The following is a 21,174-nucleotide window of genomic DNA, read 5'->3' as shown; positions in this document are numbered from 1 at the left end:
CCAGAGGCCAGCGTGCTCATTATAGCGAGCAGTCGATGCTATCGCAGGCCTCGATGGCTTCCGGTCCGGAGATGGTCTGGAGGATTTCCAGGCTCGGCAGGTTCTTGCCGTGCCCCTGGAGCAGTTCCGTGTCCTGGGGTTCGGTGACACGCGCGACGGGGACGTCGCGTTCGGCCTGGTGGTCGCAGGCGCGCAGGTTGCCGCCGCCCATCGGGGAGTCGAAGGCCATGCCCTCGAGCTCGGAGATGAGGGGGTCGGGGTCCGTCGTCCCCGCGGACGCGATAGCGGGCGCGAGGATCTCGTGGACCATCGTCCACTGGGACTCCGCGTGGTTGGCGGGCACCTTGTCGTACGCGTTGATGTAGTCCGTGACGAACTGCCGGTTCATCTCGTTGTCCAGGCCCTCGAAGTAACGCACGCCGGAGTACGTGCCGACCACGCCGCTCCCGCCGCCGAGACGCACGGAGCGGAAGTCGTTCGTGCCGGCGATGATGTCGACGGAGTCGCGGAGGTTGTACGACGACGCTTGCTGGTTGAACTTCACCAGGTCGCCGCCGGCCATCCCGAGGGCGAGGAAGTCCGCGTCGGAGTTCTGGATCTGGGTGATGTACGACGAGAAGTCGTTCGCGCCGAGCTGGGACTTCGTCGTGTTGACCTCCGTGTAGTCGTAGTCCGAGAGCACCTCCTTCCAGCCGTTGAGGAACGCGTTACCGTACGCGTAGTCCGCGACGTGGAACCAGACCTTCGTCCCGAGGTTCTGGATGGCCCACGGGGCCGCCGCGCGCGCGATTTGGCCGGTGCGGAGCTCGTAGCGGAACGTGTACTCGTTACACCGGGACTTCGTGATCGGGTCCGCGCCGGCCTGGTTCCCAAAGACGATGCCCTCCTCGGCGGCGATCTCCTGGACGGCGAGCGCGGCCGAACTGTTCGCGAGCCCGGTCAGCACGTCGACGTCCTTGGAGTCGATGAGCAGTCGCGCCTTCTGCTGGGCGGTGCTCGCGCTGCCGCCGGAGTCCTCGTGGAAGCCGACGACCTCCTTGCCGTCGATGCCGCCGTTGGCGTTGAGCTGTTCGACGGCGAGCTTTCCGCCCTCCTCCTGGGGCTCACCGAGCGTGGAGTAGCCCCCCGAAAGCGGGTGGATGAACCCGATGCGAACCTGCTCGCTGCTGTCGCCGTCCGGGTCGCCGCCGCTGGTCGTCGTCGTCTCGTCGCCGCCGCTCGCGGTGGTGGTCGTGGTCTCCTCATCCGTGGTTCCCGTCGTGCAGCCCGCAACGAGCACAGCAGCCGTACCCGCCAGTCCGGACTTGAGGAACTGTCTACGCCGTGTTGGCATACGCCACACCTCCCGTGGGGCCGGTATTATAGTTAATGGATTTTCGTGTCGTACTTGTACCTGTAATCTTACGTATTTGCATTAGTTTGCCTCCGCGGCGTCCTCTCGCTCCTCCGCGAGACGCGCCGCGACGTCCGTGATCATGTCTTCCTGTCCGCCGACGACGCCGAGTTCGCCGAGTTCCACGAGGATGTCCCGCGGGTCGATGTCGAACTGTTCGGCGGCGCGCCGGGTGTGCCGGAGGAACGACGAGTACACCCCGGCGTAGCCGAGGATGAGCGAGTCGTTGTCGAGTTCCGGCATCGTCTCTTCGGTCAGCATCGGTTCCAGCACGTCGGAGGCGGCGTCCATCGTCCCGAACAGGTCGGGGCCGACGTCGTAGCCGGCCTTCTCGAGCGTGCCAACGAGCACCTCCATCTGGGCGTTGCCGGAACCCGCGCCGAGGCCGCGCAGACAGCCGTCGACGGTGACGGCGCCCGCGTCGAGGCCAGCAAGCGTGTTCCCGATGCCCAGTCCGAGGTTGTTGTGCGCGTGGAAGCCGACGTCTATCGAGAGCTCCTCGTCGAGCAGGCTCACGCGCTCCCGCACACCGTCGGGGAGTAGCGCGCCCGCGGAGTCCATCACGTAGACGGCGTCCGCGCCGTACTCCTCCATCAGGCTGGCCTGTTCGAGGACGGTCTCGGGGTCGGCCATGTGCGACAGCATCAGGAGGCCGTTGGCCTCCAGGCCCATGTCCGTCGCGTAGTCGAAGTGCTCCGCGGAGACGTCCGCCTCCGTGACGTGCGTCGCGATGCGGAGCACGTCCGCGCCCTTGCTCGCCGCGAGTTCGAGGTCCTCGACGGTGCCGATGCCAGGGAGCAGGAGCACCGAGAGTTCGGTGTCCGAGAGCTCCGGGCGGACGGCGTCGAGGTACTCCCCGGTGGACGCGGCCGCGAAGCCGTAGTTGATAGAGGACCCACCCATGCCGTCGCCGTGGGACACCTCCACCACGTCCATGTTCGCGGCGTCGAGTGCGCCCGCGATGTCCGCCATCTGGCCGGGCGTGAACTGGTGGTCGACGGCGTGCATGCCGTCGCGAAGCGTCATGTCCACCAGCCGGATGTCGTCGCTCACTCTGCCACCTCCGCGGTGTCGGCGCCGCGACGCTCGGCCACGCGCTCGGCGGCTCCGAGCGCGGCGCTCGTCATGATGTCGAGATTCCCTGCGTACTCGGGGAGGTGCTGCCCCTCGCCTTCGACCTGGAGCATCGTCGTCAGCACCTTCGTGTCGTCGCTGTCGATGTCGTGGTTCTCCTTGACGAGTGGGTCGAGGGTCACCTCGTAGCCGGGCACGTACGCCTGCACCTCCGCCTCGATGCGCGAGACGGAGTCGCGGATGGCGTCGACGTCGGCGTCCGCCGGTACCTCCGTGTAGACGGTGTTTCGCATCATGATGGGTGGCTCTGCGGGGTTCAACACGATGATGGCCTTCCCCTCGTCGGCGCCGCCCACCTGCTCGATGCCGCTGGACGTCGTCTGCGTGAACTCGTCGATGTTGTGCCGGGTGCCGGGACCCGCGCTCTTCGACGCGATGGTCGCGACGATCTCGGCGTACTTGACGTCCGAGACGCGGTCGACGGCGTGGACGAGGGGGATGGTCGCCTGCCCCCCACAGGTGATCATGTTCACGTTGTTCGCTTCGTCGGCCACGTCGTCGATGTTCACGACGGGGACCGCGAGCGGGCCGATGGCGGCGGGCGTCATGTCCACGGCGAACAGGCCGAGTTCGTCGTAGACGGGCGCGTGGTCCGCGTGGATGCTCGCGCTCGTCGCCTCGAAGACGAGGTCGAGGTCGTCGGCGCGCTCCCTGACGCTGTCGATGCCCTCGGTGCCCACGGCGACGCCCGCCTCCTGGGCGGCCTGCAGGCCGTCGGACTCCTCGACGGGGAGGATGCCGACCATCGCTTCCAGTTCGACGCGTTCACCGCGGTCGAGTATCTTGTACATCAGGTCGGTCCCGATGTTGCCGGGACCGACGATTGCTGCGCTCAGTTGTGACATTCGTGGGGTATCAGTCGTCGTCGTCCGCGGCGGACTGCTCGGTGGCGGACGCCGCAGGTTCGTCGGCGCCCTGGAGTCCGTACTCCCTGACGCGCTCTTTCAGTGCCTCCTTGTCCGGGTGGTTCTTCCACATGTTCGACTTCACGCGCATCGGGCCGCCGGTGTAGAACCGCTCGTACAGCTCCTCGCGGCTACCCAGCGAGCCGATGGCGATCTCGTAGGCGAGCTTCTGGACGCCGAGGCGCTCGTTGGCCTCGATGTCCTTCCCGCGGAAGTACGTCTCCACGTCGCCGCCCAGCGGATCGTCCGCCTCGAGGTCCTCCCAGTGGGGGACGCCGATGAGGCCGCTCCCGCCGAGGTCCCGGATGATGTCGACGATGCGCGGGAACTGGTCGGGGAACGACGCGGTCACCGCGAACAGCGGGCGCGGCTCCGGGATGAGGCAGTCGCCGAACTCGTACGCCTGTGCCTCCGAGGCCTGCACGCAGGCCCGGATCTGCTCGACCATCGTCGAGATCTCGCCGAGCTTCGCCTGGACGTGGAAGTACTCCTCGATGCCCGTGCTCTCGGCGAGCATCGTCGCGACGCCGAACGCGAACTCCGCTTTCGCGAGGTCCTTGATGGCGGTCTGGTGGTACGTCAGCCCCGCGTACGCGGTCTCGGTCTTGTCCCGCCACGCGTTCGCGGCCTCGATGTTGCCGTCGATGAACACGCGCTCCCACGGGACGTGGACCTCGTCGAGTACGACGAACGTGTCCATCTCGTCGAAGCGGCTGGACAGCGGGTGGTTGCGCTCGTCGTTGCGCGAGAGCTGTGGCCGGCAGATCTGCCGGACGCCGTCGGCGTTGGCGGGAACGGCGAACGCCAGCGCCTGGTCCTCCTCACCCTCGCCGTAGTAGCCGAACGGGTAGAGGAGGATCTCGTCGGCCTGTGGGCCGAGCGTGGCGAGCATGCGCGCGCCGCTGACGACGATGCCGTCGTCGTCCTCCTCGACCTTCCGGACCGCGCCCGGTCGGTCGGCGCTGTCGTCCTCGAGGCGGAACGACGACGCCTCCGAGCGGTCGATCTGGGGGTCGATGAGCGCGTGCGTGAGGCAGACGTCGTTCTCGCGGCAGTACTCGTAGTAGTCCTCGACGTTCTGCGCGAAGTCGTGGTCGGCGTCCTCGTCGGCGAACAGTTCACGGCCGATGGCCATCCCCGTCACGCCGTTCGCGAGGAAATCGTTGGCACGCCCGGACATCCCGCAGGTGTAGTCCATCCAGAGCTTCGACGCCTTGCGGCGCTGCTCGAGGTCCGCCTCCGACATCGGCTTCTTGTAGAAGATGGGAACCGGGTCGCCGGTCGACGGCGACTCGAACGTGAGCAGGTCCTCGTGTTCGGGGTCGCTCTGCAGGTCGAACAGTTCGCCCTGCGTCTCGACCATTCCCCGCGTGGCCGGGTGCTCCGTGACGTCCTCGACGAGTTCACCCTTGTAGTAGACCTCTCGGCCGTCTCGGAGACCTTGTCGGTACTCCTCCTTGGTTCTAACTGGCATGCGCGACTGTAACATTCACGGTCGTTCACTTATACCTACTGCCTCCTTTCCCGGGCAGGACAGTCGATTCATCACCTCACGGGCGTGAATTCACGCCACACGGAGCGTGACCGTCCCCGTCCTCCCGAACTCCGCAGTCACGACGTCGCCCGCCTCGACGTCCACCGCGGGCGTTATCGACCCGCTGAGAACGACCTCGCCCGCTGTCAGTCGGTCGTCCACGCCCTCGAGCGTGTTGGCCAGCCACGCGACGGCCCGGGCCGGGTGGCCGAGCACCGCCGCACCAGCCCCCGAGTCCACGACCTCACCGTTCTTGTACAGCTTCACGGCCTCCAGCGAGAGGTCCCGGCCCTCGACGGGGTGCGTCGACTCGCCGGTCGCGAACAGCGCACTCGAGGCGTTGTCCGCGACGGTGTCCTCGATGCCGATGTCCCAGTCCCGGACCCGGCTGTCGATGACCTCCACGACGGGGACGACTGCCTCGGTCGCGCGCAGCACGTCGAGCGTCGTGACCGGCGGCGCCAGGTCCGCCGCGAGCAGGAAGCCGAGTTCGGGTTCGACGCGCGGCGCGAGGAGGGCCTCGCTGTCGACGACGCCGTCCTCGACGACCATCGTGTCCAGCAGGCGTCCGAAGTCCGGTTCGTCGACGCCCAGCTGGCTCTGGATGCCGTCGTTCGTCAGTCCGATCTTGTGGCCGACGACCGACGCGCCGTCGTCCAGGCGGCGGTCGACGAACGCGGACTGGACGTCGTATGCGTCCTCGATGTCCATGTCGTGGTCGTCCGTGGGCGGCGCGATCGGCTCCCCGGAGCGAAGCGCGTCGTAGAGGTCGTCGGCGATCTCCGCGACTGTCTCACTGTCGAGTGTCATGCCACGGAGTGGCGCCGCTGGCGGCAAATAGGTTTGCCCTCCCCGACGGGTCGAGCCATCTCGCGTCCCAGCGTCCCGGACTCGGAGTAAGATATATGCGGCCGTGCCGACCAGTCTCTCCCATGGCTGTCTGCACCCTCGGTCACGTAGAGCTACTAGTGCCGGACCTCGCGGAGACGTACGACTACTACCACGACGTCCTCGGACTGGAGGAGGAGTGCAGGGAAGGGGACAGCGTCTACCTGCGCGGCTGGGGCGACTTCAACAAGTTCTCGCTCACGCTGACCGAAGCCGAGGAGAGCGGCGTCGGTCACATCGCGTTCCGCGTCGAGGAGCCCGCGGACCTCGAACGGTACGCCGAGCGCGTCGAGGACTCGGGCTACGACGTCGAGTGGCGCGAGGCCGGCGCCGAACCCGGGCACGGCGAGTCCATCCGGTTTACCGGACCGGCCGAGCAGCCGTTCGAACTGTTCTACGACATCGAGACACCCGACGTCCCGAAGGAGCAGCGCTCCCGCCTGAAGAACCAGCCCCAGAAGTACGTTGACCGTGGGGTTGGCGCGCGCCGTATCGACCACGTGAACTGCTACGTCCCCGACGTGACGGCGTGCTCGGAGTGGTTCCAGGACGTCCTCGACTTCGACCTCCGCGAGGAACTCGTCATCGAGGGCGAGGACGTCGGGAAGTGGCTCAGCGTCTCTCCGCTCGTCCACGAGATCGCGTTCGTCGAGGAGCCGGAGGCGTCGCTCAACCACGTCGCCTACTACCTGAAGTCCCGCGGCGACCTGTTCCGGGCGGCCGACGTGCTGAAAGAACACGGAATCGAGATCAAGGGCGGACCCGGCCACCACGGCATCAGCCAGGCGAACTACATCTACCAGGACGACCCCGCGGGCCACGAAGTCGAGATCTTCGCGGGCGGCTACCTCATCTTCGAACCCGACTGGGAGACAGTGACGTGGACGGAGGAGGACATGCCCGAGGCGCTCTACTGGTGGGGGAAGGGACGGAAGTTCAGCGGGTCACGCGAACACAGCGACGAGTTCGAGGACTAGGCTCCCGGACGTCGGGGAAACAGTCTTGCCCGCTCCTCTCGACGTCGAACTATGAGGGCCGTCCGATACCACGAGAGCGGTAGCCCAGACGTCCTTCGCGTCGAGGACCTCGACCGTCCCGGACCCGCACCCGACGAGGTGCTCGTCGAGATGCGTGCGGCGAGCGTCAACCCCGTGGACGCGAAGTTCCGCGAGATGGGCAAGCCCCGCTTGCCCAAGACGTCAGGGTCGGATATCGCGGGAATCGTCGCCGACGTGGGTGCCGACGTCGACCGGTACGAGGCGGGCGACCGCGTGTTCGCGACCGGCCTGCACGTCGGGCGGTTCGCGGGCGGCTCCTTCGCCGACTTCGCGGTCGTTCCGACGGACCTGCTCGCACCCCTGCCCGACGGTGTGAGCTTCGAGGAGGGGGCCGCCGTCGCGCTCGTCGGCGTCACTGCCTGGCGCGCGCTCGTCGACCACGGCTGCCTCGAACCCGGGGCGACGGCGTTCGTCCACGGGGGGAGCGGTGGCGTGGGCCACGTGGCAGTCGGGCTCGCTGCCGCCCTGGGCGCCACGCCCGTCGCGACGGCGCGCCCGGAGTACCACGACGCAGTGCGGGACCTGGGCGCCGAGACGGTCCTCGACTACACGCGCGAGGACTTCACCGAGGCCGCCGTCGAGGCGACGGGCGGCGCGGATGTCGTGCTCGACCACATGGCCGACACGTACCTGGGGACGGACGTCGAACTCGCGGCGTTCGGCGGAGACGTCGCGGTCATCACGGGCGACGAGGCGACGATTCCGGACGTCACGGCGGCGCGGTCGAAGGAACTCGACGTCCACCTGCTGAGCATGTCGAACCTCGCGTCCCGTCCCGAGGCCCCCGACATCGGTCCGATTCTCGCCCGCCTCGGACAGCTCCTCGCGAAGGACCGCCTGGAGGTCGTCGTCGACCGCACCTACCCGCTGGAGGACGCGGCCGAGGCCCACCGTGCGGTGCTGGAGGAGAGCTTCGTTGGGAAGATCGTCCTCACCCCGTAGCGGTAGTCGGAGAGGAACCGGGGGTGACTGATGGCCGGCGTTCGACTCAGGTGTGGCGCTGCAGGAAGTCGATGGTGTCCGCCTCGTACCGGTCCTGTTCCTCCCACTGCGGCCAGTGCGCGGAGTGCTCGTAGAGGTGGTACTCGGAGTCCGGGAGCTGCTCGTGGACGTACTCCACGAGCTCCTTCTGGGCGCTCGGGTTGTGCTCGGTGTGGATGACGAGCGTCGGAACGTCCATCTCCCGGAGCTCCGCTGTCGTGAAGTACATCTCCTCGTCCTTCACGTCCTCGACGAACGTCTCGTAGATGATGCGCATCGCGTCCTGGTTGGCCTGCTGGGAGTAGATCGCCTGGCGGATGTCGACGAGCTCGTCGTCGACGTCCTCGACGAACAGCCACTGGAGGCGGTCGGCGACGCGCTCGCGGGTCAGTTCCTCGTCGAGCATCTCCATGCTGCGCTCGTAGAGGTCCTCGATGCCCTCGATGCTCTCGGCCTTGGCGTCCTCCTCGACGCTCCCGGAGGTGTCGATGTGGTAGACGCCGCTGGTCGTGATGAGTCCGACCGTCTCGACGAGCTCCGGGCGGTCGAGGCCGAGGCGGCCTGCGACCCAGCCACCGAGGGACTCGCCGTGGATGTGAGCGGAGTCGTGGCCGAGCGCGTGGACGAACTCCTCGACGTGGTCCATGTAGTCCGTGATGTGGTAGTCGATGTCGGTGGGGCGCGAGGAGTAGCCGTGCCCGATGAAGTCGATGGCGTAGACGGCGCGGTCCTCGAGTGCCTCCGCGAGCGGTAGCATGTTCCTGACGTACGTCTCGGCGTGCCCGCCAATGCCGTGCAGGAGGACGAGCGGCGGCTTCTCGCCATCGCCGGCCTTCAGTGTTCGCGTCCGGTAGTTCTCGCTCTCGACGTACTCGACGCTCCCGCCGAGCATGTGTACCCAAGCTGTCTGCGTCATCACGACAACAGTCTGTGTCGCCCACCAAATAACTGCGGGTCGCCCCGAAGTTCGCCAGTCCCGGCCGACTAGCGCCGCCTCAGAGATAGCGAAACAAGGCCGAAAACGGTCCGAGGAACCGTATTCACTAGAGCGGAACGATTTGCTGGCAGTTTGAACTCACTCGCACTCTCGTTCACCAGGTCAGGACAGTTCGGTCGCTCCCGGCGCCCGCTCCGGAGGAATTGCGGAATCGCCGGAAAATACCACGTATGGGTGCGGGAATAAACGGCAGCTGTTCACCTCTGCGGTCACTGTCCGCTCCCAACGACACGTCTGAAAATATTTGTTCCACCCTGCCGAACAGGTGTGGCAAGACCCCACATGGTTTGCCCTACACATTACAAATGTATGCCTGTAATGGGATGCTGCCGAACAGTTCCGGCTCCACGCCCATTCGACCGGTCTGATAGAAACCACACGGATAGAATTACTGTCGTCTATACTGGTTGGTTGTACCGGCCTGTCTTGGACTATCTACGCTCCAAAATGCATACTCACGGCGTTAGATGTCCTTTGAGTGCCAAATTTTGGTTCGAGGCGGTTCTAAATCCGGAAATTTCAGCTTCGGGCCAAACCTCGTGATTACGTGGGTGTTAGTGTGCCTACTGGTGTTTTTGAGATTACAGGGAGAGGCATCCGAATACATATTAATTCTGTCTTTATCTATAATCTACCATGTTGCTTACTTGAGTGTGGCCGGGGGATTCGACGTCGCGTCGCCTTCGCGGACGTTGCCGACGCACACCGGGCCGCGTGGATCGGACGTGGCCAGACCGCTACGCACTTGACCCGACAGGCCCCAAGTCGTAGCTCCCGATGCCAGCGTCCTCGCCGGACACCGAAGCCCTGTACGAGCAGTGGTCGCTCCACGACGCCGACCTGTTTGCCGCGTCGGAGCGGACGCTCCGCCCGGAGAGCGCGTACTACGGCGTGGACGCCGAGGCGGTGCGGGCGTGTCTCGATCACGCCGCGAGCGTCGTGGACGTGGACGCGCCGGACGGCCGCGGCCGCGTCGTCCCACTCCACCGCGAGAACGACCCGGAGCCGTCCGCGGAGTACGTGCGCTGGAACCCCGACGCCGGCACGGTGGGGTGGCACGACGAGGCGTTCGGTCTCGACGGCACCGACCGCTACACGCCCGTCGACGACGTCGTCGCGACGGCGGTCGCGTGGCGCGTCCGGTTCTGGCATCCCGAGAAGGCACCAGACGGCGACCCGTTCGCGGACGTTGACGCCCCTCCCGAGACCGTGACCGCAGCCGACCCCCTCGCGGGCCGGGAGCGCCGCGCGTTCTTCGACGACCTCCGTTCGGTGGTCGCGGGGGAGCGTGACGCCGAACGCGACGCGACCTGGGCCGACCACGCGGACGGCGATCTCGGCCAGCTAGTCGGCGAGGGCGCCGTCGACGGCCCGTTCGTCCTCGTGAGCACGACCGACTACGGCGCGGACCACCCGGCGGAACTCCTCGTGCAGTACGCGCCCGACGACGGCGTCTCGGGCGACGTTGACCTCGTGGGCGCCTTCGACCTCTACCCCGACAACAGCGTCGTGGTGGACGCCTTCGACGCGGCGTTTCCGATTCCGGCGCGTGTCACTGACGTCGACGGCCCGGTGGTGACGCTCCAGCCGGAGTGGGAACGGGTGGACGACTCCGGCCGGGTCGCCGCAGCGCTCGACGACGCGGAGCCGTTCTGGCTGCGGACGCTGCTCAACCCGGTGCCGTACGACCGGCGGCTGGACGCCCTCGACGCGGTCTGGGAGACGCCCGCGAAGCGCCGCCTGCTCACCGGCGAGCGCGACCTCGCCTTCGGCGCGCTGCCGAGCGGACAGCGCTCCGGCGTCGAACTGAACGGCTACCAGCGCCGGGCGCTCGGTTGGGCCGTCGCCGCCGACGACGTGGTCTGCATCCACGGGCCGCCGGGCACCGGGAAGACCCGGACGCTCGTCGCGTTCGTCGCCCACGCCGTCGCGCGCGGCGAGCGCGTGCTCGTCACCGCCCACTCGAACCAGGCCGTGGACAACCTCCTCGTCGGCGACAGCACGCCAGACGACGCCGAGGAAGGGACGCTCCACGCGGCCGTCGCCGCCGATTCGGACGTGACTGTCGCCCGATACGGCCGCCACTCGCGGAACCGCGTCGTCGCCGAACAGTACCGGGGGACGCCCGTGGACGGCGCCGACGTGGTGGCGGCGACGACGAACGGCGCAGCGGCGTTCGACCGGGACGCCTTCGACGTGGCCGTCGTCGACGAGGCGACGCAGGCGAGCCGCGCGGCCACCGCCATCGCACACGCCTGCGCCGAGAAACTCGTGCTCGCGGGCGACCACCGACAGCTCCCGCCGTACAGCGTCACGGAGGCAGGCGAGGGGGAGATGCGGCCGTCGCTGTTCGAGACCCTGGTCGAGCGCTACGGCGACCGGGTGGCCGTTCTCCTCTGCCGCCAGTACCGGATGCACGAGGCCATAGCAACGTTCCCGAACGAGGCGTTCTACGACGGCCGACTGGAGACCGCGGACCGGAACGCCGACTGGACCCTGGATGGCTTCCCGCCCGTATCGCTGGTGGATGTCGCCGGTGAGGAACGTCGCGAGGAGCGCGGCGCGTCAGTCCGCAACCCCCAGGAGGCCGAGGTTGTCGTCGATCGCGTCACCCGCCTGCTCGACGCAGGCGTCTCGCCCGCCGACGTGGGCGTCATCGCGGCGTACAGCGGCCAGGTGCGCGAGATACGGTCCCGCCTCGGGACTCTCGACCGGGAAACCGACGGCCTCACGGTGGACACCGTCGACTCCTTCCAGGGCGGCGAGCGCGACGCTATCGTCGTCTCGTTCGCGCGCAGCAACCCCGAGGGGAACGCAGGCTTCCTCGAACATTCCGCCGAAGGGCCGCGGCGCCTGAACGTCGCGCTCACTCGCGCCCGCAAGCACCTCGCGCTCGTTGGCGACTGGGACACCCTGCGTAGCCGCGCGGCCCACCGCGACCCTGCAGACAGTTGCGCCGACACGTACGCCGACCTCTACGAGACGCTCGTCGAGATGAACGGCGTCGAGCACGCACAACTGTAACTGTAGCTCCCAACACTGGTTCGTTATCCAGAGCGGAGGTCGAATCAGCCGGTCGGGACAGGAGGCGAGTGTTCCGCTCGTTGACGGACCACGGGGAGAATCCAGTCCCGTGAGTTCGCAAGCGGGCGGTAGAATCGAGGCAACCAATGCAGGAGTACGAACAGTGATACCTCCCGCCAGCCGAAGGGGTGGCATGGCGGATACTGCAGCTGAAGAACTGGTGTCCTTCCTGCGGAGTGAGGCCGGCGAGTACCTGCGTGGCGCGATTGCGTACACGGAGACCGACCACGACGTCCTGTTCCTGCGTGACGACGTCGCAGACCTCTACACTGAGGCGGAGCTTACGGAGCTGTTCGCGTACTACCGCGACCAGAACCGCAAGCAGGTGGGGGTGGCGCCGTTCGACCTGGGCAACAACCACTGCACGGTGAACTTCTACGACGACGCCATCCTGTTCCACTTCATCGAGGACGACGCCGCGGGCATGGTCATCACGATGTCGCCGGAGGCCGGCCGCGACATCGTCCAGTTCATCACGCGGTGCCTGAAGCAGTTACACGAGAACTCCTCGCAGTCTGTGCAGGCACCAGAGTGGCTGCGGAACTGACGGTGGCCGAGCGAACAGTCGTGGCCCGTTAGCGCTGCTCGAACGGCAACAAGCCGCAGCGCCCATTTGTGCAGGCCGACTCACCGATTCAGCCCATTCGATTCGGGAGATTCTGGGTGAAGAAGCCGCGCTAGCAACTACTGGTAAGGAGCCCGAGAGCATAGCCGGTGGTATGACGCTGCTCGTCTACGGCGCGTACGGCTACACGGGTGAACTGGTCGCCGAGACGGCCGTCGAGCGCGGCCTCGACCCCGTGCTCGCGGGGCGCAACGCGAGGAAACTCGGCGAGGTGGCCGCCCGCCTCGACTGCGAGTCGCGAGCCTTCGCCCTCGACGAGAGCCCCGAGTCACACCTCGACGGTGTCGACGTCGCGCTGAACTGCGCCGGGCCGTTCGTCGACACCGCCGGCCCGCTGGCGAGCGCCTGTCTCGCGACGGGCACGGACTACCTCGACATCACCGGTGAACTCCCGGTGTTCGAGTCGCTGGCGGCCCACGACGACGACGCTGCGGACGCCGGCGTGACGCTCCTCCCGGGCGTCGGCTTCGACGTGGTGCCGACGGACTGTCTCGCCGCGCACCTCGTGGAGCGACTCCCGGACGCGACCCACCTCGCCCTCGGATTCGAGCCCCACGGGGGCCTCTCGCCGGGGACTGCGGTGACCGCGGTGCGTCAGGCCGGCGACGGCGGCGCGGTCCGCCGGGACGGTCGTATCGTCTCCGTACCCCCCGCCCACCGCGAGCGCCGCATCGACTTCGGGAACGGCGAGCGGACGGCGGTCACGTTCCCGTGGGGCGACGTGTCGACGGCCTACCACTCGACGGGCGTCGAGAACGTCGAGGTGTACGTCCCGGTGCCGACGAACGCGCGCCGCCTCCTGCGGGGTGTTCGCTACGTCGCACCTGTCCTCGACCTCGACCCGGTCAACGACCTCCTGCAGCGCGTCGTCCGCCGGTTCGTCTCCGGCCCGGACGCCGAGACGCGTGCCTCGGGTCGGGCGTTCGTCTGGGGGGAAGCCCGCGACGAACGGACCGGGGAGACGGTCGTCTCACGGCTCGTCACTCCCGAGACGTACGCGCTCACCGTGGACGCTGCCACCGCCACCGCCCAGCGCGCGCTCGACGGCGAGGCTCCCGACGGGTTCCAGACGCCGTCGACGGCGTTCGGCGCCGACTTCGTCCTCTCCCTGGACGGCGTCGAGCGAACCGACGAGTAGGCTACCTCTCGAGCGCTCGCAGGTCGACGTGGCCGTTCGTCGTCTCAACGGAGAGGCCGTGCGTGCCGTCACCGAGCGTCCCCGACACGTGCGTCTCGTTCACGTCGGCGTCCGCCAGCTGGAGTTCGTGGAGTGCGACGCCCCCGTTGGTCGTCGACGCGGCAACTGTGGCGTCGAGGTCCGGCGACAGCGAGGCGTCGACGCTGCCGTTCACCGTCTCTATCGTGGCGTCCCCGTCCAGCGGCGCGGGCACGTCGACGTTCACGTCGCCGTTCGTCGTGGCCGCGCTCGCGAACGTCTCGACGTCTCGGACGGTCACCTGGCCGTTCTCGGTGCGGAACGCGCCCCCGCCAGCCACGTCCGTCACCTCCACGTCGCCGTTCCTGGTCCGCACGCGCTCGACGGCCATCGCCGCTGGAACGCGGATGGAGAGGTCGACGCTCACGCTCGTCCACCACTCGGCGGTGCCGTCGCCCTGCGCGGCCACGACGAACGCGTCCGAACGCTGTTCGCCGGTGACCGAGACGCCCTCGACTGCGTCGTCGGAGGGTCCTCGTAGCTCGACGTCCACCTCGACCTGTTCTCCGTCGTGACTCCCGACCGCGACGTCGCCGTTCCGGTTCCTGACGTCCAGCGGGCTGTCGCCCGACGCTTCGAACGCGTGGCTGTCGTTCCGGACGACTTCGTCGCCCAGCAGGCCGGTACAGCCCGCTAGCGCTGCGGTTGCGCCAGCCGTGACGCTGGCAAGGAGGGCTCTGCGGTGCATACGTATCGACTGAACGTGGTGGACGGATTAGGTGTTTCGACGTTCGCACGGAGGAGCGCGAACTGCCCGGCGGTGAACCACCGGCAGCGGCGGTGGCGCCGTCAGAACAGTTCGGCGTAGATGCCCCTGGCCTCCACGTCCTCGATGAACGCCCCCGCGTCCGTCTCGATGGCGTCGAAGGTGTCGTAGTGCACCGGCAGCACGAGGTCGGGGTCGACGGACTCCGCGAACTCGGCGGCCTCGTGGCGGTCCATCGTGTAGTGCCCCCCGATCGGCGGGACGAACACGTCGGCCTCGAGGTGGTTGTGGGCCTGGAGGAAGTCCGTGTCGCCGGTGAAGTAGACGGTCGTCCCGTCGAACCCGAGCAGGAGGCCGACGCCCTCGTGTTCGGCGTGGAACGGCTCGCCGTCGTCGTCGACGTGTTCGCCGTCGGCGCGGTTGTGCGCCGGCACAGCCTGCACGTCGACTCCCCGGACGGTGATGGACTCGTCGTAGGCCAGCGCGGTCTGGTTCCGGTCGAGGTCGGTGGTGTCGACGGCATCGTACACCACGATATCGGCGTCGTCGCTGGCGACCGCGTCGATGGCGTCGGGGTCGTAGTGGTCGAAGTCGTCGTGGGTCACGAACACGACGTCGCCGTCCCGGCGGTCGTCTTCGAGGACCTCGCTCCACGGGTCGACGTAGACGACGAGGCCGTCACCGGTCTCTATCCGGACGCTCGCGTGGCCGAGCCGTTCGAACGTGAGGTCGTCGTGCTGGACGCTCATGGTCCACTGTTCTCGGGGAATCCACTAAAACGCTCACCCGCTGGGCTCCACGCTCCTGGGTTCGGCGTCGGAGAAGGTCCAGGTGCGAGAATTGAACCGGAGCCAGCGGGTCCTGCTCGCTCCCTTCAGTCGCTGTGCGGGCTACCGCTAACAGGGTTCAATCTCGCAGGATCCACGACAGCTCACGGTTACGACGAGCACACGAGGTGCTCGTCGGTTGACCGTTCGAAGAACGAGGTCCAGGTGCGAGAATTGAACCCGCGTCTCAGCCTCCACAAGGCTGAAGGATAGGCCACTACCCCAACCCGGACACTGCATCCAACGGTAGCGTACTGAAATTCAAATACGTTACGACATGGGGGCGGCCGTGCCAACGAGTCGCCGGGGACGTAGACGACACGCTTTTGCGGGCCAGCGGCCTACTTCGGGGTGACTGTGGCCGTCACGGACAAGATCTACGTCAAGAACCACCGGCAGATCGCCTCCCAGCTCGACACCCGGTTCCCGAAGGGCGCGTTCAGCGGCGCGACCCTCGACGTGCTGTTCAGCGGCGACCTCTCGGAGCTGAACGAGGCGACCCGGGACAAGGTTCTGGACTTCTCTCAGGACTTCCTCGACTGCGGCTGCCAGTCGAACCCGTACTGCGGCCACCCCGAGCGGAAGTTCATCCGCTACCTCCTCGAGTTGCGCGCGGAGGGCCTCGACCCCGAGTCGATGGTGAGCGTGATGACCGACGACTACATGGTGTACGCCTACCCCGGCGACCTCTACTCGTTCCTCGACAACGCCGTGCGCACGCTCGAAGCCGTCGAGGACCTCGCTGACGTGGACGGGCGCCAGGACGCCCGCCAGCGCGCGACAGACCGGAAGCGCGAACTCACTCGGTAGCGCCCGCGGTGACCGTCTCCCGGCTGGCGGGCAGGAACGCCTCGCTACGCCGCACGTGCCTCACCTCCGTTGGCGGTGACGTCGCTGTCGGATACTTTGTCTACGGTCGGAGAAAACAGGCTATTCGTCGCTCGGAACGCGTCCACGAGCCGTCTTCGACTCTCGGTAGTTCGCCGTCATCGCGTCCGTTCACCTCGTTCAGCGGCACAAATGCGCTCCCGGCCCGTGCTACTGGCCACCAACCTATCGCTACGATACAATCATCTGGACAACGTTTTACCGGTGGCCCGCAGACGGATGGACGATGGAGTTCGAGACGGTCTCCGTGATGGCCCTCGGGACGGCGTTCCTCTCGGTTGCCGCGGCGACGAGCGCTTACCTCGCTCACCCCGGGAACTGGTGGGTGTCGGTGCTGCTCGGGGTCGCGGCGGCGCTGCTGCTCGGGTTCGTCGCGCTGACGGCCAGAAACAGGACCGCGTTCGCCTGACCCGCCGGGCGGTGCGTCAGCCCAGCTGGTACGGTTCGTCGTCGTTCTGTTCGTCCAGTTCTTCGAGCTGGATGACCTCCTCCACGTCGCCGTCCGATTCGACCTGGCTGCGGAGGTGGTCGATGTAGCCCTTGTGCTCCTCTAGCTGGTCGCGCAGGTGCTGGGCCTCGAGTTCGAGGCGCTCGTGTTCGCGCACGAAGCTCTTCGAGACCTCGACTTTCGGCGGGAACTCCTCGCCGTCCGTCGGTTCGGCCTGGTTCTCGGGCACGACCCGGACCTTGCCGTCGTGGGCGACGAGCGAGTCGACGTAGTCCCGGAACACCGCGGACAGCGAGAGGTCGCGCTCCTCTGCGATGTCGCGGAGCGCGTCGAACGTGTCCTCGTTCACGCGGAACGAGATTGTCTTGTTCTTGTTCCCCATCTGTCTACTACGCTATTCGGGCGGAGCGTAATAAGGATTTGTCAGACGCTCGCACGCCCCGCGTGAGGGCGGCGCTCCGTGGCCGCCGTCAGGCGTCAGGCGCCGATTCCGTCTCCTGAACGTCGAAGTCCTCGAGCGCCTGGAGGACGGCCTGCCGGTACTCGGAGACGTCCTCGCCGTACTCGGCTCTCGCGCGCTCGACGTACTCGTTGCCCTCCTCGTCGAAGGCACCGAGGCGCTCCATCGTGCGCTCGGCCGTCTCCACGACCCAGCGGTCGCGGGTGGCCTCGCTCACCGGCGTGATGGACTCCGGCCGGAGGGAGACGTTGACGGAGCCGTCGTCCGTCTCGAAGGTTCGCGGCTTCCCGACCACGGCGACGTACGTCGGCGTCTCCATCTCGCGGAGCGCCGACGCGGCGTCGGGCTGGTACTGCCCGGCGTAGACGAAGAACGTCCCGGTGGGGTCGACGACGCGGCCTCGCCAGTACTCCGAGTCCTCGCCGATGTCCTCCGTCTCCGTGAGCGTCCCTACGACGAACACGCGGTTGGCGCGCTCCCCCGTCGGCAGGAGCGCGTACAGCGGCGCGCGCTCGTCGTCGGACTCCTTGAACGTGAACTCGGCGTCGTTGAACTCGCTGGCGAAGACGCGGCGGGCGACCTCGCGGGTTGGTGCGTTACTCATTTCAGATCGACCTCGCTTTGATCAGCACGGCCTCCGGGTCGGCCGGCGCGTCCAGTTCCTCCGTGTCGTTGGCGAGCACGTACCGGCCGAACGTCGGGCCGGTGACGCGGTAGTAGCGTCCGAGAATCGAACTCCGCATCTCGTCCGCGACGACTGTGGTGTCGAGGGCGTCCTTGGCCATCTGCTTGGCCGCCTCGAGGTCGATGCCCGTGAGGGCCTCGGTGGCTTCCTCGTCGAAGATGACCTCGTGGACGTCGCGGCCGTCGTCGAGCACGCCCTTGATGCGGAGGTCGAACTCCCCCTCTACCTCGCCGTGCTCCGAACAGCGCCCGTTCTGGAGGACGCGCGTGCAGTCCTCCTCCGGGCAGCGCTTGATGAGGCCGCTGCCGGACTGGATGTCCACCAGCGCGCCCTCGACCTCGTCCTCGTTGTCGCCGACCTCGAACTCCTCGTCGACCTCCTCGATGGACGTGGTCTTGTTCAGTTTCACGGAGTACCGCCCCTCGTACTCGTCGGTGACGACGTTTCCGAGGCGGTAGGTCTTGCCCTCCTCCAGGTTCGCGAGGTCGGACTTCGCCCACTTCGTGAACTTGATCGTGCCCGTCGGGTCGCCGAGCAGGCCGACCTGCCCGACGGAGTCCGAACGCGGCTCCCAGAGTTCGACGACCTTCGCCGTGAGGTCCACCCACTGCTCGGGTTCGTCGACGTCCTCGACCTGGACGGTCTCGTTGCCGCCCCCGCCGGCGAGGTCGTCGCGGTCGAGGCCGGCCTCGTCGAGGTAGTGGTTCTCGACGGAGCGCCGGGCCTCGTCGACCGGGACTTTGTACTCGGTAACCAGTGTCTGTAGCCGTTCTTCTACGTCGTCGACGGTTGCGTCGACGTGCTCGGAGAACTCGTCGTGGATCTCCTGAGCGGTGTCTGAAAGGTCGCTCATGGTCGTATTCCGTCTCCGCGTGTTTTCGATGGGAGACGTATCGGGGTTGGTTCCCTATCGTATTTAATCCCTTGGTAGCGGGGTGAAAGTGGACGTGGATGGCGGGTGAGACAGCCCTATCACCTGGGCCCGTCAACGTCCCGGTGTGACCCCTGCACCCCGCGGAGGCGTCGGCGCGTGACCAGGACCGCCGCCGTCCTGCTCGCGGGCGGCACCGGCACCCGCCTCTACCCCGCGAGTCGGAGCCACCGCCCGAAGCAGTTCCTCGCGCTCGGTGACGACGACCGGAGCCTGCTCCGACGGACCGCCGACCGCGCCGCGTTCGCCGACGAGTTGTTCGTCGTCACTCGCGAGTCGTACGCCGACCGCGTCCGCGAGGAAGTCCCCGAGGCCACCGTCCTCGTGGAACCCGAGGGCCGCGACACGGGACCGGCGCTCGCCTACGCGGCCAGTGAAGTCTTGGACAGAACGCCGGACGCGACGATGCTCTGTCTCCCGAGCGACCACGTCGTCGGCGAGGGCTTCCGCGAGACGGCCGAGACAGCCGTCGACGTCGCCGAGCGGACGGAGGCGCTGGTCACGCTCGGCGTCGAACCCGACCGGCCCGCGACGGGGTACGGCTACATCGAACCCGGCGACGACTGTGGCGACCACTTCGCCGTCGAGCAGTTTCGCGAGAAACCCGACGCCGAGACGGCCGAGCGACTGCTCGAACGGGGCTGTCTCTGGAACGCGGGGATGTTCGCGTGGACGCCCAGTACGTTCCTTGCCGAGGCCCGCAACGGCCCGCTCGCACCCGTCGTGGATGGCCTGGAGTCGGGTGACCCCGGCGCGGCCTTCGCGGCTGTCGACCCGGTGAGCGTCGACTACGCGGTGCTGGAGCGCGCGGCGGACGTGCGCGTCGTCCCCGCGGCCTTCGACTGGGACGACGTGGGCGCCTGGGACGCGCTCGCCCGCCTGCTGGACGGGGAGAACGCCACGCTGGGCGACTCGCTCGCCATCGACGCGTCGGGGAACGTGCTCGCCAGCGACGACAAACACGTCTCCGTCGTCGGCGCCGACGACCTCGTCGTCGCGGCGTTCGACGACCGCGTGCTGGTCGTCCCCACGGACGACGCCCAGCGCGTCCGCGAAGTCGTCGCCGAACTCCGCGAGGAGGAGCTATTCTAGCTCGCAGTAGTGGAACGTGCCGTCGCCGACCGTCTTCGTGACGCGCTCCGTCGGTTCGACGGGAACGCGCTCCTCGAAGCCCGGGCCGTCCCGGACGAACGTGTGGAACTCCCCGTGCTCGCCACAGGGGTCCACGTCGTCGGGGAGGTCGGCGAGGAACCCGCGGTCGAACGTTCGCCCGGCGAAGTCGGCGTCGAGTGCGTCGTCGTCCACGCAGACGACGACCGCGTCGAAGTCGTTGGCGAACACACGGGCCAGTTCCCTCGTGTCACGGCCCCAGAGCGGCCAGACGCCGTCGATAGGAGAGTCATTCAGGTTCGCTTCGCGGTAGGCGCGGACGTCTTCGAGGAACAGGTCCGCGAACGCCACGCGCTCGACGCCGCCGCCCGCCATCGCGTCGTGGGCCGCCCGCATCCGGGCCTCGTACTCGTCGTTATCGACGTCTGCGGGCAGTTCGACGACATGGAGCGGGAGGCCGACCGCGGTGGCCTGCGCCTCGTGGTGCTCGCGCCGGACGCCGTGCATCGAGGAGCGCTGGACGTCCTCGCGGACCGTGGTGAGGAGTTCAGCGACGTCGACGCCGCGGGTCGCGCGCAGTTCCCGCAGCGCCACCGCGCAGTCCTTCCCGCCGCTCCAGGAGACCGCGACCGTCACCGCCTGCGCCCGCCGTCGAAGTGGGTCGCGGCGTTCGCGCGCCCCGAGTGTTCGCTGTCGAGTCGGCGTTCCATACCCTCTCTCGGCGGGCGACCGCCTAAGGCGCTTCGTCGGGGCCGACCCGCACGCGGAGTTCGTCGTTGGCCGTCACCGTGACTAGCAGGTGGCGGTGCACCTCGCGGTCGGTCACGGCGTCCTCGCTGACGTCGCTCACGCGCTTCATCACCTCGGGCGCCGACAGCGGCACCTTCACGTCGGCGTCGTCGGCCGCCGCGTACACCGCGTCAGGCACGTCGTAGAGGTCGGTTCCCGGTTCGACCTCGACGTGGACCGGGGCGTCGAGGGCCTCCGCGAACCCCACCGTCTCGCGGGCCTTCCGCACGTTCTCGCGGGCGCTCGACTCCACCTTCGAGATGTTCGCCCGCGACGTCCCGAGTCTGTCGGCGATGGCCGCCTGCGAGGCGCCACGCTCCCGGAGCGCCAGCACCTCCGCCTGCCGGCGCGTTAACACGCTCTCGTCGGCGTCGAAGCCGACCCGGGTCAGCACCGCGTCCGCGTCCGGAACCTCCCCATCCATACCCGTTGCTCGTCGCCGTGGCGCAAAAATCCCTGGGCCTGGGGCAGAACGTTTTTGCTGAAACGCCGATACCCTCGACCATGCACCGGGC

21 protein-coding genes and 1 tRNA gene are annotated in these 21,174 nt (G+C 67.8%); 8 read left to right on the top strand and 14 right to left on the bottom strand.

Annotation, left to right across the window (positions count from 1 at the left end):
* Positions 1-19 precede the first annotated feature (19 nt).
* The 5 genes from HALDL1_15860 to HALDL1_15840 form a co-directional block, all read right to left on the bottom strand.
* Positions 20-1,279 (bottom strand): hypothetical protein, encoded by a 1,260-nt coding sequence (locus tag HALDL1_15860; GenBank protein ID AHG05414.1) that lies wholly within the window; start codon positions 1,277-1,279, stop codon positions 20-22.
* Between the two features lie 135 nt (positions 1,280-1,414).
* Positions 1,415-2,446, bottom strand: coding sequence for a 4-hyroxy-2-oxovalerate aldolase (locus HALDL1_15855; protein AHG04902.1), 1,032 nt, complete (start codon positions 2,444-2,446; stop codon positions 1,415-1,417).
* Positions 2,443-3,372, bottom strand: a complete 930-nt coding sequence (locus tag HALDL1_15850; protein ID AHG04901.1) for an acetaldehyde dehydrogenase — start codon at positions 3,370-3,372, stop codon at positions 2,443-2,445. Before HALDL1_15850 ends, HALDL1_15855 begins: the two co-directional genes overlap by 4 nt.
* 10 nt (positions 3,373-3,382) lie before the next feature.
* The gene (locus tag HALDL1_15845) at positions 3,383-4,906 is read right to left on the bottom strand and encodes an MFS transporter (GenBank protein ID AHG04900.1); all 1,524 of its coding nucleotides are present in this window, start codon (positions 4,904-4,906) and stop codon (positions 3,383-3,385) included.
* 90 nt (positions 4,907-4,996) lie between these two features.
* Entirely contained in the window at positions 4,997-5,776 is a 780-nt protein-coding gene (locus tag HALDL1_15840) for a 2-keto-4-pentenoate hydratase (GenBank protein AHG04899.1), read from the bottom strand.
* Between the two features lie 122 nt (positions 5,777-5,898).
* Here HALDL1_15840 and HALDL1_15835 point away from each other — a divergent pair, with 122 nt between their 5' ends.
* Entirely contained in the window at positions 5,899-6,831 is a 933-nt protein-coding gene (locus HALDL1_15835; protein AHG04898.1) for a 2,3-dihydroxybiphenyl 1,2-dioxygenase, read from the top strand.
* Between the two features lie 51 nt (positions 6,832-6,882).
* Positions 6,883-7,854 carry a zinc-binding dehydrogenase gene (locus HALDL1_15830; GenBank protein ID AHG04897.1) on the top strand — a complete coding sequence of 324 codons (972 nt, stop codon included), beginning with the start codon at positions 6,883-6,885 and terminating at the stop codon, positions 7,852-7,854.
* 46 nt (positions 7,855-7,900) lie between these two features.
* Here HALDL1_15830 and HALDL1_15825 read toward each other — a convergent pair whose 3' ends face one another.
* Entirely contained in the window at positions 7,901-8,809 is a 909-nt protein-coding gene (locus HALDL1_15825) for a 2-hydroxy-6-ketonona-2,4-dienedoic acid hydrolase (protein AHG04896.1), read from the bottom strand.
* An 858-nt stretch (positions 8,810-9,667) separates the two neighbouring features.
* Here HALDL1_15825 and HALDL1_15820 point away from each other — a divergent pair.
* The 3 genes from HALDL1_15820 (at position 9,668) to HALDL1_15810 (ending at position 13,737) form a co-directional block, all read left to right on the top strand.
* Complete coding sequence (locus HALDL1_15820; GenBank protein ID AHG04895.1) at positions 9,668-11,914, top strand: ATPase AAA; 2,247 nt, start codon at positions 9,668-9,670, stop codon at positions 11,912-11,914.
* 193 nt (positions 11,915-12,107) lie between these two features.
* Positions 12,108-12,521 carry a hypothetical protein gene (locus HALDL1_15815; GenBank protein ID AHG05413.1) on the top strand — a complete coding sequence of 138 codons (414 nt, stop codon included), beginning with the start codon at positions 12,108-12,110 and terminating at the stop codon, positions 12,519-12,521.
* A gap of 172 nt (positions 12,522-12,693) precedes the next feature.
* Positions 12,694-13,737, top strand: a complete 1,044-nt coding sequence (locus HALDL1_15810; GenBank protein ID AHG04894.1) for a saccharopine dehydrogenase — start codon at positions 12,694-12,696, stop codon at positions 13,735-13,737.
* Position 13,738: 1 nt separating this feature from the next.
* Here the strand turns inward: HALDL1_15810 and HALDL1_15805 are convergent, their stop codons facing one another.
* The 3 genes from HALDL1_15805 to HALDL1_15795 form a co-directional block, all read right to left on the bottom strand.
* Positions 13,739-14,503 carry a hypothetical protein gene (locus HALDL1_15805; GenBank protein ID AHG04893.1) on the bottom strand — a complete coding sequence of 255 codons (765 nt, stop codon included), beginning with the start codon at positions 14,501-14,503 and terminating at the stop codon, positions 13,739-13,741.
* 101 nt (positions 14,504-14,604) lie between these two features.
* Complete coding sequence (locus HALDL1_15800; GenBank protein ID AHG04892.1) at positions 14,605-15,270, bottom strand: hydrolase; 666 nt, start codon at positions 15,268-15,270, stop codon at positions 14,605-14,607.
* Between the two features lie 237 nt (positions 15,271-15,507).
* Positions 15,508-15,580 (bottom strand) — tRNA-His (locus tag HALDL1_15795).
* A gap of 125 nt (positions 15,581-15,705) precedes the next feature.
* Between HALDL1_15795 and HALDL1_15790 the strand changes: the two genes are divergently transcribed.
* Together HALDL1_15790 and HALDL1_15785 are read left to right on the top strand one after the other, a co-directional pair.
* Entirely contained in the window at positions 15,706-16,158 is a 453-nt protein-coding gene (locus HALDL1_15790) for a helicase (protein AHG04891.1), read from the top strand.
* Positions 16,159-16,462: 304 nt separating this feature from the next.
* The gene (locus tag HALDL1_15785; protein ID AHG05412.1) at positions 16,463-16,645 is read left to right on the top strand and encodes a hypothetical protein; all 183 of its coding nucleotides are present in this window, start codon (positions 16,463-16,465) and stop codon (positions 16,643-16,645) included.
* A 16-nt stretch (positions 16,646-16,661) separates the two neighbouring features.
* On the opposite strand, the gene HALDL1_15780 is transcribed toward HALDL1_15785, so the two are convergent.
* From HALDL1_15780 to HALDL1_15770, 3 genes are all read right to left on the bottom strand, one after another.
* On the bottom strand, positions 16,662-17,066 hold the full coding sequence (locus tag HALDL1_15780; GenBank protein ID AHG04890.1) for a CopG family transcriptional regulator: 405 nt from the start codon (positions 17,064-17,066) through the stop codon (positions 16,662-16,664).
* A gap of 88 nt (positions 17,067-17,154) precedes the next feature.
* On the bottom strand, positions 17,155-17,748 hold the full coding sequence (locus tag HALDL1_15775; GenBank protein AHG04889.1) for a rpa-associated protein: 594 nt from the start codon (positions 17,746-17,748) through the stop codon (positions 17,155-17,157).
* A 1-nt stretch (position 17,749) separates the two neighbouring features.
* Positions 17,750-18,682 (bottom strand): replication protein A, encoded by a 933-nt coding sequence (locus tag HALDL1_15770; GenBank protein AHG04888.1) that lies wholly within the window; start codon positions 18,680-18,682, stop codon positions 17,750-17,752.
* 177 nt (positions 18,683-18,859) lie between these two features.
* Here HALDL1_15770 and HALDL1_15765 point away from each other — a divergent pair, with 177 nt between their 5' ends.
* Positions 18,860-19,852, top strand: a complete 993-nt coding sequence (locus tag HALDL1_15765) for a mannose-1-phosphate guanyltransferase (protein ID AHG04887.1) — start codon at positions 18,860-18,862, stop codon at positions 19,850-19,852.
* Here the strand turns inward: HALDL1_15765 and HALDL1_15760 are convergent.
* Complete coding sequence (locus HALDL1_15760) at positions 19,844-20,506, bottom strand: ATPase (protein ID AHG04886.1); 663 nt, start codon at positions 20,504-20,506, stop codon at positions 19,844-19,846. The genes HALDL1_15765 and HALDL1_15760 overlap by 9 nt on opposite strands.
* A 97-nt stretch (positions 20,507-20,603) precedes the next feature.
* Complete coding sequence (locus tag HALDL1_15755) at positions 20,604-21,083, bottom strand: RNA polymerase sigma70 (protein ID AHG04885.1); 480 nt, start codon at positions 21,081-21,083, stop codon at positions 20,604-20,606.
* Positions 21,084-21,174 lie beyond the last annotated feature (91 nt).

The organism is Halobacterium sp. DL1 (genome assembly GCA_000230955.3).
GTDB lineage: Archaea > Halobacteriota > Halobacteria > Halobacteriales > Halobacteriaceae > Halobacterium.
The sequence above is the reverse complement of the archived record's forward strand: the minus strand, read 5'-3'. Positions and strand labels throughout refer to the sequence as shown.

Coding starts and splice junctions, on each gene's coding strand:
- HALDL1_15785 (AHG05412.1), top strand. CDS start 16,463: ATGGAGTTCGAGACGGTCTCCGTGATGGCCCTCGGGACGGCGTTCCTC.
- HALDL1_15810 (AHG04894.1), top strand. CDS start 12,694: ATGACGCTGCTCGTCTACGGCGCGTACGGCTACACGGGTGAACTGGTC.
- HALDL1_15835 (AHG04898.1), top strand. CDS start 5,899: ATGGCTGTCTGCACCCTCGGTCACGTAGAGCTACTAGTGCCGGACCTC.
- HALDL1_15830 (AHG04897.1), top strand. CDS start 6,883: ATGAGGGCCGTCCGATACCACGAGAGCGGTAGCCCAGACGTCCTTCGC.
- HALDL1_15755 (AHG04885.1), bottom strand. CDS start 21,083: ATGGATGGGGAGGTTCCGGACGCGGACGCGGTGCTGACCCGGGTCGGC.
- HALDL1_15840 (AHG04899.1), bottom strand. CDS start 5,776: ATGACACTCGACAGTGAGACAGTCGCGGAGATCGCCGACGACCTCTAC.
- HALDL1_15775 (AHG04889.1), bottom strand. CDS start 17,748: ATGAGTAACGCACCAACCCGCGAGGTCGCCCGCCGCGTCTTCGCCAGC.
- HALDL1_15800 (AHG04892.1), bottom strand. CDS start 15,270: ATGAGCGTCCAGCACGACGACCTCACGTTCGAACGGCTCGGCCACGCG.
- HALDL1_15825 (AHG04896.1), bottom strand. CDS start 8,809: ATGACGCAGACAGCTTGGGTACACATGCTCGGCGGGAGCGTCGAGTAC.
- HALDL1_15815 (AHG05413.1), top strand. CDS start 12,108: ATGGCGGATACTGCAGCTGAAGAACTGGTGTCCTTCCTGCGGAGTGAG.
- HALDL1_15770 (AHG04888.1), bottom strand. CDS start 18,682: ATGAGCGACCTTTCAGACACCGCTCAGGAGATCCACGACGAGTTCTCC.
- HALDL1_15820 (AHG04895.1), top strand. CDS start 9,668: ATGCCAGCGTCCTCGCCGGACACCGAAGCCCTGTACGAGCAGTGGTCG.
- HALDL1_15845 (AHG04900.1), bottom strand. CDS start 4,906: ATGCCAGTTAGAACCAAGGAGGAGTACCGACAAGGTCTCCGAGACGGC.
- HALDL1_15805 (AHG04893.1), bottom strand. CDS start 14,503: ATGCACCGCAGAGCCCTCCTTGCCAGCGTCACGGCTGGCGCAACCGCA.
- HALDL1_15850 (AHG04901.1), bottom strand. CDS start 3,372: ATGTCACAACTGAGCGCAGCAATCGTCGGTCCCGGCAACATCGGGACC.
- HALDL1_15780 (AHG04890.1), bottom strand. CDS start 17,066: ATGGGGAACAAGAACAAGACAATCTCGTTCCGCGTGAACGAGGACACG.